Origin of the sequence: Geobacillus sp. GHH01, assembly GCF_000336445.1 — a bacterium.
GTDB lineage: Bacteria > Bacillota > Bacilli > Bacillales > Anoxybacillaceae > Geobacillus > Geobacillus zalihae.
In genome coordinates this window covers 2,391,157-2,403,623 of sequence record NC_020210.1, presented here as the reverse complement: position 1 = coordinate 2,403,623, position 12,467 = coordinate 2,391,157, and the positions used below count along the sequence as shown (strand labels likewise).

Genomic DNA, 12,467 nt, shown 5'->3' with positions numbered 1-12,467 from the left:
AATGGATCGACAAGCGATTGAAAAAACCGCCGGTCATTTGCGCCCATTGATGCCAACTCCGCCTGAAATCGGTCTCATTCTCGGCTCGGGGCTCGGCGTGCTCGCTGATGAAATCGAAGAGGCGGTTCGCATTCCGTATGAAGATATTCCCGGATTTCCAGTGTCGACCGTTGAAGGACACGCTGGACGGCTCGTATATGGGCGGCTTGAGGGGGCGACCGTTGTCGCCATGCAAGGGCGGTTTCATTATTATGAAGGGTATTCGCTTCAGGAAGTGACGTTTCCCGTCCGGGTGATGAAGGCGCTTGGCGTCCGTGAATTGATCGTGACAAACGCTGCGGGCGGCATCAACGAACGGTTCCAGCCCGGCGATTTCATGATCATTTCCGACCATATCAACTTGCTGGGCACAAATCCGCTCATTGGTCCGAACGATCCGGAGCTTGGTCCGCGCTTTCCGGACATGACGGAAGCGTACAGCCGGCGGCTGCGCGAGCTCGCCAAGGAAACGGCGGCGAGACTTGGCGTTCGCGTGCATGAAGGAGTATATGTCGCCAATACGGGGCCGTCGTACGAAACGCCGGCGGAAATCCGCATGATTCGTACGCTCGGCGGCGATGCGGTCGGCATGTCGACCGTCCCGGAAGTGATCGTCGCCCGCCACGGCGGCATTGAGGTGCTCGGCATTTCGTGCATTTCGAATATGGCTGCAGGGATGTCGGATGCTCCGCTTCACCACGACGAAGTGGTTGAAACGGCCGAGCGGGTGAAGACGGACTTTTTGCGGTTTGTGAAAGCGATTGTCGCCGAAATGGCGAAATCAAAACGAAAAAGGTGATCGCGATGCGAATGGTCGATTTGATTGCGAAAAAGCGCGACGGAAAGGCGCTGACGAAGGAAGAAATTGAGTGGATCGTCCGAGGGTATACAAACGGGGACATTCCCGATTACCAAATGAGCGCGCTCGCGATGGCGATTTATTTCCGCGGCATGACCGAGGAAGAAACGGCCGCGCTGACGATGTCGATGGTGCACTCCGGCGAAATGCTCGATTTGTCGAGTATTCGCGGCGTGAAAGTCGATAAACATTCGACCGGCGGGGTCGGCGATACGACGACGCTCGTTTTAGGGCCGCTTGTCGCTTCTGTCGGCGTGCCGGTGGCGAAAATGTCTGGGCGCGGCCTCGGCCATACGGGCGGCACGATCGACAAACTCGAGTCCGTGCCCGGGTTTCATGTCGAGATCAGCAAAGACGAGTTCATTCGACTCGTGAATGAAAACGGAATCGCCATTATCGGCCAAACGGGCGATTTGACACCGGCTGACAAAAAGCTATATGCGCTTCGCGATGTGACGGCGACCGTCAACAGCATTCCGCTCATCGCCTCGTCGATCATGAGCAAAAAAATCGCCGCTGGGGCTGATGCCATCGTCTTGGATGTGAAAACGGGCGCCGGAGCGTTTATGAAGAAACTTGACGAGGCGCGCCGGCTCGCTCGAGCGATGGTCGACATTGGCAAGCGCGTCGGCCGCCGGACGATGGCGGTCATTTCTGACATGAGCCAGCCGCTCGGCTATGCCGTCGGCAACGCCTTGGAAGTGAAAGAGGCCATCGAAACGTTAAAAGGAAACGGGCCGCACGATTTAACCGAACTTTGTTTGACGCTCGGCAGCCATATGGTCTATTTGGCGGAGAAGGCGCCATCGCTTGATGAGGCGCGCCGTTTGCTTGAAGAGGCGATTCGCAGCGGGGCCGCCATCGCGGCGTTCAAAACGTTTTTGGCCGCTCAAGGTGGAGATGCATCGGTCGTCGACGATCTGGATAAATTGCCAAAGGCGGCCTATACGTCGACCGTCACGGCGGCTGCCGACGGCTATGTCGCCGAGATGGCCGCCGATGACATCGGCACGGCCGCCATGTGGCTCGGCGCCGGCCGGGCGAAAAAAGAAGACATGATCGATTTGGCGGTCGGCATTGTGCTCCATAAAAAAATCGGCGATCGCGTGCAGAAAGGGGAAGCGCTCGCCACGATTCACAGCAACCGGCCAGATGTGCTTGACGTGAAAGAAAAGATCGAGGCGGCTATTCGTCTGTCGCCGCAGCCGGTTGCTCGGCCGCCGCTCATTTATGAGACCATCGTATAGAGAGGGACGCTGGCGATCCGCAAGGAAAAAAGCAGTTGTTCAAGTAGAAGACGCCTGAAACGCGTGTTTCAGGCGTTTTTTTTTGTTTTTTGGAAAATGAGCTGTTTTTTGTATAAAAATATCTCGCCTGGAAAAAATGGCATGTATAAAGAATGGAGGTTTGGGAGATGAAAACGAAAGTCACTCGTCTTCTTTTATTGCCGTTTCTTCTTTTTCTTCCTCTTTCTGCCCATGCCGAGGCGAAAGAGATGAAGGAGGCGAAAGTGAAGCTGGCCGATGAGGCGAAATCAGCCATTTTGATTGAACGCGACACCGGCAAAGTATTGTATGAAAAAAATGCCCATGAACCATTGCCGCCGGCGAGCATGACGAAAATTATGACGATGCTGCTAGTCATGGAAGCCATCGATGAAGGAAAGCTGTCCTACGATGAAAAAGTGCGGGCGAGCGAATACGCTGCGTCAATGGGTGGATCGCAAATTTTCCTCGAGCCGGGCGAGGAAATGACCGTCGATGAGCTGCTGCGCGGCATTGCCATCGGTTCGGCCAACGACGCGTCGGTCGCTATGGCTGAGCAGATCGCCGGGTCGGAAGAAGCATTTGTCGAGATGATGAATGAAAAAGCGAAACAGCTTGGCTTAAAAAACACCCATTTCGCCAATGCGACCGGCCTGCCGGCGGAACATCACTACAGCAGCGCTTATGATATGGCCATGATGGCGCGCGAACTGTTGAAATATGAAGATATTACCAAATATACGAGCAAATACGAAGACTATTTGCGCGAAAATACGGACAAAAAGTTTTGGCTCGTCAATACGAACCGGCTTGTCAAATTTTATCCGGGCGTTGACGGCCTGAAAACCGGATATACAGCCGAAGCGAAATATTGTTTGACCGCCACGGCGAAAAAGAACGGCATGCGCGTCATCGCTGTTGTGTTTGGAGCGCCGACGCCGAAATCGCGCAATGCGCAAATTACGAAGATGCTCGATTACGCGTTTTCCCAATATCGAACTCACCCGGTGTACAAACGGAATGAAACTGTCGCCCGCGTCAACATAAGCAAAGGCAAACGGTCATCCGTCGAAGCGGTGACGTCGGAGCCGGTGTCGGTGCTGACGAAAAAAGGGCAGTCGGTCGAGCAGATCGAAAAAGTGATTAAAGTGAAAGACAATGTGAAAGCACCCGTTCGCAAAGGCGATGAGCTTGGCGTCCTCATTTTAAAACAGGATGGAAAAGAAATTTTGCACAGCCCGATCGTCGCCAAGCAAACGGTCGAAGAAGCGAGCTTTTGGGACTTGTTTAAGCGGGTGTTTGGCCGCTTCGTGCAAGCGGGATAATGTCAAGTTTTGCGGTCTTTTCGCTCTCTTTGGCGAACGACCACTAGTTTTGTCGGGCGGCAGGATTTCGGGCGGACAGCAGCGAAATGTCTCCATATCCTGAAATGGACAAGGGGGAACACGCTGTGAGTCTCGCGATCGACTTGGAAGTGAAGCAAGACGTGCTCATCGTTCGCCTGTCTGGGGAGCTTGACCATCATACAGCCGAAGAATTGCGTGAACAAGTGACGGATGTGCTCGAAAACCGAGCGATCCGCCACATCGTGCTCAATTTAGGACAATTGACGTTCATGGACAGCTCTGGCCTCGGCGTCATTCTCGGACGCTATAAACAAATCAAAAACGTCGGCGGGCAGATGGTTGTATGCGCCGTATCGCCGGCCGTCAAACGGCTGTTTGACATGTCGGGTCTGTTTAAAATCATCCGCGTTGAGGCGGATGAGCAATTCGCCTTGCAAGCATTGGGGGTGGCGTAAATGCGCAACGAAATGCACCTCCAATTTTCTGCCCGCAGCGAAAATGAATCGTTCGCCCGTGTGACCGTGGCGGCGTTCGTCGCCCAGCTTGACCCGACGATGGACGAACTGACGGAAATTAAAACGGTTGTCTCTGAGGCGGTGACAAACGCGATCATTCACGGCTACAACAACGATCCGAACGGCATCGTCTCCATTTCGGTCATCATTGAAGACGGTGTCGTCCATTTGACGGTGAGAGACGAAGGAGTCGGCATTCCTGACATCGAAGAAGCGCGCCAGCCGTTGTTTACGACAAAGCCCGAGCTCGAGCGGTCAGGGATGGGCTTTACCATTATGGAAAACTTCATGGACGAAGTCATCGTTGAGTCGGAAGTGAACAAAGGGACGACTGTGTATTTGAAAAAGCATATTGCGAAAAGCAAAGCGTTATGTAACTGAGGGAGACATGCCTATGGATGTCGATGTCAAGCAAGATCAGTCGCCAATCAAAGATCAGGAGATGAAAGAGCTGATCCGCCGCAGCCAAGAAGGCGATCAAGAAGCGCGTGATGAAATTATTGAAAAAAACATGCGCCTCGTCTGGTCGGTCGTTCAACGTTTTTTAAACCGCGGCTATGAAGCGGACGACTTGTTTCAAATCGGCTGCATCGGCTTGTTAAAGTCGGTCGACAAGTTTGACCTGTCGTATGACGTCAAGTTTTCGACGTACGCCGTGCCGATGATCATTGGGGAGATTCAGCGGTTTCTTCGCGACGACGGCACCGTCAAAGTGAGCCGTTCGCTGAAAGAGATGGGCAACAAAATCCGCAAGGCGAAAGATGAGCTGTCGAAAACGCGCGGGCGGGCGCCGACGGTTACGGAAATCGCCGACCATTTAGGCATTTCGCCAGAAGACGTCGTTCTGGCTCAAGAGGCGGTCCGCTCGCCGACATCGATTCACGAAACGGTGTACGAAAACGACGGCGATCCGATTACGTTGCTTGATCAAATTGCTGACGCCGACGAAGCGTCATGGTTTGACAAAATCGCCTTAAAAAAAGCGATCGAAGAACTCGACGAGCGTGAGAGGCTGATCGTCTATTTGCGCTATTACAAAGACCAAACCCAGTCCGAAGTGGCATCGAGGCTCGGCATCTCTCAAGTGCAAGTATCCCGGCTGGAAAAGAAAATATTGCAGCACATAAAGGACAAAATGGACGGATAGTCCATTTTGTCCGCACGGAGTGAGCAACAAAATGGACGGATAGTCCATTTTGTCCGCACGGAGTGAGCAACAAAATGGACGGATAGTCCATTTTGTCCGCACGGAGTGAGCAACAAAATGGACGGATAGTCCATTTTGTCCGCACGGAGTGAGCAACAAAATGGACGGATAGTCCATTTTGTCCGCACGGAGTGGGCAACAAAATGGACGGATAGTCCATTTTGTCCGCACGGAGTGAGCAACAAAATGGACGGATAGTCCATTTTGTCCGCACGGAGTGGGCAACAAAATGGACGGATAGTCCATTTTGTCCGCACGGAGTGAGCAACAAAATGGACGGATAGTCCATTTTGTCCGCACGGAGTGGGCAACAAAATGGACGGATAGTCCATTTTGTCCGCACAGGTGTGTTCAAAATCGACGGATGTCAATTCATCGGCGGTGAACCATGAATCGCATCCGTCTTTTGGTCTGTAAGCGCATTTTGGAACGCTTTTTCCAGAGCAAGCAACAAAAGTCTAAAAAAGAATGGGCATTTTTTGCCCATTCTTTTCTATTTTTATGAAATCGATGGTGAACGCCGACAGGCCGCATGATCGGTGTTTTTGCCAACCAAACTAAAGAAAAACAAAATGGGGACAAAGGTGTGAAGCAAATGGCCAACACCGTATTTATCAAGCCGCGCCATCGCGTGCAAGTCAAGCCGGGGGCGGTGGTGACGCTCGGGCAGGCGGCCCAAATCGCTGCGCCGGATGGCGGGCTCATTCGGCGGTTGAAGACGATTCCGCTCTATCGCATCCAGCCCAGCGATAAAAATATCGTCATCATCGATATGATGCAAATGATCCGGGCTGTGTTTGATGTGGATTCCTCGCTTGATGTGCAGATGATCGGCCCATCGCAGACGATCATTGAAGTCGTCTATGAAAAACGGAAGGTTTCGACCGCTTCCTTCGTTCTCGTTTGGCTTCTTTTGTTCGTCGGTTCGGCGATGGCGATCATGAACTTTCACGAGGACGTCAGCATGCAACGGGTGCATCGCCATCTGTACGAGATGGTGACCGGCCAGGCGGTCGATAAACCGCTGCTTTTGCAAATTCCATATTCGCTTGGGCTCGGCATCGGGATGATTTTATTTTTCAACCATTGGTTCCGCAAACGAATCAACGAGGAGCCCAGCCCTCTTGAAGTCGAAATGTTCAACTACCAGCAATCGATCGATCAGTACGTCATTTTGCATGAAAACAAAGAAAGCTTGAGGCCTCTTGACGACGCTTGAGATTTTGCTGGTAGTGTTCGTCGGCTTCGCCGGAGGGTTGGCGGTCGGAACCGGATTTGTCGCTTTTTTGGTCGTGCTTGGCGTCATCCCGCGCCTGACGCAGCTGACGAAAACGCCAAAACGCATTCACGCCTATGAATGGGGGGCTGTAGCCGGCGCCATCGTTGGCGGTTGGATGAGTTTGCGCCATTCTGTTTGGCATTTATCCAAATATTGGCTAGCGCCGATTGGATTGTTTCATGGTGTGTTTATCGGAATGCTCGCTGCCGCTTTAACAGAGGTGTTGAACGTTTGGCCGATTTTAGCGAAGCGGATCGGCGTCGATGATAAAATCGTCATTTTACTTATGGCCATCGCCTTTGGCAAAGTGGCCGGTTCGTTGTTTCATTGGCTTTATTTTGTCGATCACTTTCGCTGACAAAGGGGGAAGGAAACGTGGGATTAAAGTCCGATTATGTCCGCGAGGTGAAGGCGTTTCAGCCTTCTCCCCCATACGCCGCCAATGCGGTAAAAGCGTTTCTTGTCGGCGGGGCGCTTTGTGCGTTGGCGCAATGGCTCGTTGATTGGTATGGCGGCACGTTTGCCGCTTCGCCGCTCGAGGCTCATCTGTGGGCGTCTATGGTGATGGCCGGATTGGCGATTGTGCTGACGGCCGTCGGGAAATATGATGATTTCAGCCAATTTGCCGGTGCGGGGGCGACGATGCTCATTACAGGGCTGGCCAATGCCATCGCGAGCGCTGCCATCGAACATCGCAGCGAAGGATGGACGGCCGGGGTGGCCGGGCAGATGTTGAAAGCCGGTGGGGCAGCGGTCATTTATGGTCTGATTGCCGCCTATGTGCTTGGCCTTGTTTGGCCGTGACGAAAAGAGGGATTGGCCATGAAACGTGTCGGAAAGCAGACATGGGTGTTTGACGATGGTGTTTACATCCAAGCGGCCGCTGCCGCAGTCGGGCCGCTTGAAGCCGACGGGCCGCTCGGAAGTTATTTTGATGTTTGTCATCGCGACTTATATTGCGGTGAAGCGACGTGGGAGCTGGCCGAGCGGAGGCTGATGCGGGAGGCGGTGGATTGCTGCTTGCAAAAGGCGGGCGTCTCTGCCGAAGAAGTCGATCTATTTTTGGCCGGTGATTTGTTAAACCAAAATGCGACATCGAACTATGTCGCCCGCGAGCTGCCGATTCCGTTTTTATGCTTGTTCGGCGCCTGTTCGACCTCGATGCAAACGTTGGCGGCAGCCGCTGCGTTTGTCGCTGGTGGATTGGCTGATCGGGCGCTTGCGGCGACAAGCAGTCATAACGCGACGGCCGAACGGCAGTTTCGCTACCCGACTGAACTGGGGGTGCAAAAGCCGAAAACGGCGACGTTCACCGTCACGGGCGCCGGCGCCGCGCTCGTTGGCCGCGCGCCGGGACGTTGGCGCGTCCGGGCGGCGACGATCGGCAAAGTCGTTGACGCCGGGCTGAAAAACCCACTCGACATGGGGGCGGCGATGGCCCCGGCGGCGGCCGATACGATCGAGCAGCATTTCCGTGACTTAGGCGTCTCGCCGGGCGATTACGATTTGATTGTCACCGGCGACTTGTCGCGCGTCGGCAGCGTCATCGTCCGCGAGTTGCTTGCTGAATCAGGCTACGATGTGACCGACGTTTACAACGATTGCGGGCTGATGATTTACCGGCCAGATCAAAAGGTGTTCGCCGGCGGCAGCGGCTGCGCCTGCTCGGCGGTCGTCACGTACGGGTATTTGCTTCAAGAGCTCGCCCGCGGAACGTTTCGACGCCTGTTTGTCGTCGCTACCGGGGCGCTCTTGAGTCAAACGATGGTGCAGCAAAAACAGTCGATCCCAGCGATCGCTCACGGCGTCGTCATCGAAGCGGCTGGACAGGAGCCGGATTTGCCGCCGTAGGACGTCTTTTATTTGGGAACGATCAGGAGGGAATGTGATATGGAATACGTCCGTGCCTTTCTCGCCGGCGGGCTGCTGTGCGCCATCGTTCAGCTCATCATCGACCGCGGCAAATGGACGCCGGCTGGCGTCGCCGGTTCGCTTGTCGTCTTTGGCGTACTCCTTGGCTTTGGCGGCGTCTATGATCCATTCGTCGCTTGGGCTGGCGCCGGGGCGACGATGCCGCTATGCGGATTTGGGTATTGGTTGGCGAAAGGGGCCATGGCAGAACCGCGGCCGGAGGGATTTGTCGAAACCGGAGCAGCGGTGTTCCGATTTGCCGGCGCCTTGTTCGCTTTTATCGTGGCTGGCTCTTTTGCCGCGGCGCTCACTTGCAAACCGAAAGGGTAGAGATGATGGAAAAACGACGAGTCATTTTAGTAACGGATGGGGACGAGTTCGCCTGCCGGGCGATTGAGCGGGTTGCCGCCGAGATCGGCGGCCGTTGCATTTCTCGCTCGCAAGGCAATCCGACGAAACTGAGCGGTGAACAGTTGGTCGAACTCATTTTGCAAACGCCGCACGATCCAGTGTTTGTCATGTTTGACGATTGCGGCGCCCTCGGGGAGGGGGCCGGAGAGCAGGCGCTTCGCTATGTGGCGGGGCATGAGCAAATTGAGGTGCTTGGGGCGCTGGCGGTTGCCTCCAATACGCACCAGCATGAATGGACAAAAGTGCATGTGAGCATCGACCGTGACGGCGTGATGACCGAATATGGGGTCGATAAAGAAGGCGTCCGGGACCTCGAGATCGGGCGGATCAATGGCGATACCGTCTACTGCCTTGACCGGCTGAACATTCCGCTCATCGTCGGCATCGGCGACATCGGCAAAATGGGATATCGAGACCATGCGAAATACGGAGCGCCGATTACGCGCAAGGCGGTCGAGTTGATTCTCGAAAGGAGTGGTGGCCATGCCGGAAAAAGAAAAGAAACCGAAAGCGCCGATCGCGAAGCGGCTCGTTGACAACGCGAAGTTTTTGCAACAGCGGATCGGCGTCGGGACAAGCTTTGATTTAGGCGTGCGGAAAATCTATGTCCTAAACCGGGAAGTACATATTTACTACTGCAACGGTTTATGCGACACGCAATACATTATCGAATTGTTAAAACAAATTGTGCGCGTCAACGATGATGAACGCCAGGCGTCCCAAGCGTGGCAGATCATCGAAAATCGACTCGTTCATCAGCAAGTCAGTCCGGTGACGAGCCTCGACGAAGCGGTTGACAAGCTGCTGTCGGGCTTGATCATCGTCTTGATTGAAGGCGAATCGACCGGATTTGCTGTCGACGTCCGCAGCTATCCGGGTCGGCAGCCGCAAGAGCCGGATACGGAAAAAGTTGTGCGCGGCGCCCGCGACGGCTACGTCGAGAACATCATTGTCAACACGGCGCTCACCCGCCGCCGCATCCGCGACGAGCGGCTGCGCTTTGAAATTTTGCAAGTCGGCGAGCGGTCAAAAACGGACGTATGCATCGCCTATATTAAAGACGTCGCTGACCCGGGGCTTGTTGAACTCGTCAAGAAAGAGTTGCAGCAAATCAACGTCGATGGACTGACGATGGGCGACAAAACAGTCGAAGAGTTTTTAGTCAAGCAAGGATACAACCCGTACCCGCTCGTCCGTTATACCGAGAGGCCGGATGTAGCAGCGACGCACCTGCTTGAAGGGCACGTGCTCATTATGGTTGATACATCGCCAAGCGTCATCATCACGCCGACAACATTTTTCCACCACGTCCAGCATGCCGAGGAATACCGGCAGTCGCCAGGGGTCGGGACGTTTGTGCGCTGGGTGCGGTTTTTAGGCATTTTGACGTCGTTGTTTTTGCTGCCGCTGTGGGTGCTGTTCGTCCTTGAACCGTCGTTGCTGCCCGAATCGTGGGGGTTTATTGGGCCGAACAAACAAACGAACATCCCGATCATTGTGCAAATTTTGCTCGCTGATTTTGGGATTGAGTTTTTGCGGATGGCAGCCATTCATACCCCGACGCCGCTATCAACCGCGATGGGTTTGATTGCCGCCGTCTTGATCGGACAAATCGCCATCGATGTCGGGCTGTTTGTGCCGGAAGTGATCTTGTACATTTCGGTGGCGGCGATCGGTTCATTTGCGACGCCAAGCTATGAGTTGAGCGTGGCGAATAAGATTTCTCGATTGGCATTGGTCATTCTTGTCGCCTTGTTTAAAGTGCCCGGGCTCGTCATTGGCACGACCGTTTATTTGCTTTGGCTCGCCAGCATCCGCTCGCTTAATACGCCGTACTTATGGCCGTTCATCCCGTTCGATCCAGCGGCATTTATGCAAATTGTCGTCCGCCGTTCGGTTGCCGGAGCGAGAGTGCGCCCGAGCATCGTTCACCCGCAAGACCGGCAAAAACAGCCGTCATGACGCGAACGATCCATTTGGAAGCGGCCGTCTCCACCTATTGGCGGCCGCTTTTTTCGTTTTAGCGCTATTGCAACTTTTTTATAATTATGATAAGTTATATTTAATTGCTTGCACTGATGGTGCTTGCCTCAGTGCTTCGCACGTTTGCACGGACGGAATGGGCATGGCCCAGCGCGGGGTGTGCGGCCTTCTGTTTCAAGGCAGAGCCGATGGCGCTCTGCGGTTTTCCATTTTGTAAAGGCAGTTGCCGATTTTGCAAACTGTCTTTTTTGCTTTTGCCATGCGATTTCGATAGAGGAATGAGGGGTTTGCGATGTTTCTTCACGGGACAAGCCGCGTGAATGAACAAGGGCATTTGGAAATCGGCGGCGTCGATGTGGTCGAGTTGGCCAAAACGTATGGCACGCCGCTTTATATTTATGACGTTGCGTTGATCCGCGCTCGGGCGCGCGCGTTTAAAGAAGCGTTCCAGCGTCACGGCGTGCGGGCGCAAGTCGCGTATGCGAGCAAGGCGTTTTCCGCCGTCGCCATCGTGCAGCTGGCCGCTGAGGAGGGATTGTCGCTTGACGTCGTCTCAGGCGGTGAGCTGTATACGGCGCTTGCGGCCGGTTTTCCGCCTGAGCGCATCCATTTTCATGGCAACAACAAAAGCCGGGACGAATTGGCGATGGCGCTTGAACACGGCATCGGCTGCATCGTTGCCGACAACTTTTACGAACTCGAGCTGATCGAAGAGCTGGCGGCTTCATCCGGTCGGACGGTGCCGGTTTTGCTCCGCGTGACGCCGGGGGTCGAGGCGCATACGCACGATTACATTTTAACCGGGCAAGAAGATTCAAAGTTCGGCTTTGACTTAAACAACGGTCAGGCGGACGAGGCGTTTCGCCGTGTTATGGCATCGGCCGCGTTTCAGCTGCTCGGCGTTCATTGCCATATCGGCTCGCAAATTTTTGAAACAGCTGGGTTTGTGCTCGCGGCGCAAAAAGTGTTTGCCAAGCTGGCGGAGTGGAACAAGGAGCACGGATTTGTCCCAGCGGTTGTCAATCTTGGCGGCGGCTTTGGCATCCGCTATACGGAGGAAGACGACCCGATTCCGGTGACAGCGTACGTCGACTGCATTGTGGAAGAGGTGAAAAGGCAGGCCGAAGCTTGCCGCTTGCCGTTGCCGGAAATTTGGATCGAGCCGGGGCGGTCGCTCGTGGGTGATGCCGGAACGACGATTTATACGATCGGTTCGCGCAAAGAGGTGCCCAACGTCCGCACCTATATTGCCGTTGACGGCGGCATGAGCGACAACATCCGTCCGGCGCTTTACGGAGCGAAATACGAAGCCGCGCTCGCCAACCGGGTGTTCGGCGAGCCGACGGAAGTCGTATCGATCGCCGGGAAGTGTTGCGAGTCAGGCGACATGCTCATTTGGGACATCGCCCTGCCGGAAGCGAAGCCGGGCGATTATTTGGCCGTTTTTTGCACCGGCGCTTACGGCTATTCCATGGCGAACAATTACAACCGTCTGCCGCGCCCAGCCGTTGTGTTCGTTGAAAACGGCGACGCCCAGCTCGTTGTGAAACGGGAGACATATGAAGATTTGATCCAATATGATTTGCCTTTGAAAACGAAAGTGAAAAAGTGAAGGCCGCCGGTTGGAAAGAGAACGGCCTCCACAAAGAAAA

Annotated in this window: 14 protein-coding genes; all 14 read left to right on the top strand. The window is 54.5% G+C overall.

The genetic code is table 11. The annotated features are described in order from the left end of the window. Nucleotide 1: 1 nt before the first annotated feature. The 14 genes from GHH_RS11810 (at nt 2) to lysA (ending at nt 12,427) form a co-directional block, all read left to right on the top strand. Nucleotides 2-838, top strand: a complete 837-nt coding sequence (locus GHH_RS11810; protein WP_011231795.1) for a purine-nucleoside phosphorylase — start codon at nt 2-4, stop codon at nt 836-838. Nucleotides 839-843: 5 nt separating this feature from the next. After that, nucleotides 844-2,145: a pyrimidine-nucleoside phosphorylase gene (locus tag GHH_RS11805; RefSeq protein WP_015375318.1), complete on the top strand. Its 1,302-nt coding sequence runs from the start codon at nt 844-846 to the stop codon at nt 2,143-2,145. Nucleotides 2,146-2,312: 167 nt separating this feature from the next. After that, nucleotides 2,313-3,488, top strand: a complete 1,176-nt coding sequence (locus GHH_RS11800) for a D-alanyl-D-alanine carboxypeptidase family protein (RefSeq protein ID WP_011231793.1) — start codon at nt 2,313-2,315, stop codon at nt 3,486-3,488. Nucleotides 3,489-3,613: 125 nt separating this feature from the next. Next, a complete protein-coding gene (gene spoIIAA / locus GHH_RS11795) occupies nt 3,614-3,964 on the top strand; it encodes an anti-sigma F factor antagonist (protein WP_011231792.1) in 351 nt (116 codons plus the stop codon). Beyond that, nucleotides 3,965-4,405, top strand: coding sequence for an anti-sigma F factor (spoIIAB, locus tag GHH_RS11790; protein WP_011231791.1), 441 nt, complete (start codon nt 3,965-3,967; stop codon nt 4,403-4,405). A 13-nt stretch (nt 4,406-4,418) separates the two neighbouring features. Continuing rightward, entirely contained in the window at nt 4,419-5,171 is a 753-nt protein-coding gene (gene sigF / locus GHH_RS11785) for an RNA polymerase sporulation sigma factor SigF (RefSeq protein ID WP_011231790.1), read from the top strand. A gap of 655 nt (nt 5,172-5,826) precedes the next feature. Further along, on the top strand, nt 5,827-6,450 hold the full coding sequence (locus tag GHH_RS11780; protein ID WP_011231789.1) for a stage V sporulation protein AA: 624 nt from the start codon (nt 5,827-5,829) through the stop codon (nt 6,448-6,450). After that, nucleotides 6,437-6,868, top strand: coding sequence for a stage V sporulation protein AB (locus GHH_RS11775; protein WP_011231788.1), 432 nt, complete (start codon nt 6,437-6,439; stop codon nt 6,866-6,868). The genes GHH_RS11780 and GHH_RS11775 overlap by 14 nt, the downstream gene beginning before the upstream one ends. A gap of 17 nt (nt 6,869-6,885) precedes the next feature. Beyond that, nucleotides 6,886-7,314: a SpoVA/SpoVAEb family sporulation membrane protein gene (locus tag GHH_RS11770; RefSeq protein WP_011231787.1), complete on the top strand. Its 429-nt coding sequence runs from the start codon at nt 6,886-6,888 to the stop codon at nt 7,312-7,314. A gap of 18 nt (nt 7,315-7,332) precedes the next feature. Beyond that, entirely contained in the window at nt 7,333-8,361 is a 1,029-nt protein-coding gene (gene spoVAD, locus GHH_RS11765) for a stage V sporulation protein AD (protein ID WP_011231786.1), read from the top strand. A 39-nt stretch (nt 8,362-8,400) separates the two neighbouring features. After that, a complete protein-coding gene (locus GHH_RS11760) occupies nt 8,401-8,751 on the top strand; it encodes a SpoVA/SpoVAEb family sporulation membrane protein (protein ID WP_012820684.1) in 351 nt (116 codons plus the stop codon). Nucleotides 8,752-8,756: 5 nt separating this feature from the next. Continuing rightward, nucleotides 8,757-9,368 carry a stage V sporulation protein AE gene (locus tag GHH_RS11755; protein ID WP_021322462.1) on the top strand — a complete coding sequence of 204 codons (612 nt, stop codon included), beginning with the start codon at nt 8,757-8,759 and terminating at the stop codon, nt 9,366-9,368. Beyond that, the gene (locus GHH_RS11750; protein ID WP_041470535.1) at nt 9,316-10,794 is read left to right on the top strand and encodes a spore germination protein; all 1,479 of its coding nucleotides are present in this window, start codon (nt 9,316-9,318) and stop codon (nt 10,792-10,794) included. The genes GHH_RS11755 and GHH_RS11750 overlap by 53 nt, the downstream gene beginning before the upstream one ends. A 313-nt stretch (nt 10,795-11,107) precedes the next feature. Beyond that, on the top strand, nt 11,108-12,427 hold the full coding sequence (gene lysA / locus GHH_RS11745; protein WP_014196257.1) for a diaminopimelate decarboxylase: 1,320 nt from the start codon (nt 11,108-11,110) through the stop codon (nt 12,425-12,427). Nucleotides 12,428-12,467: the final 40 nt, after the last annotated feature.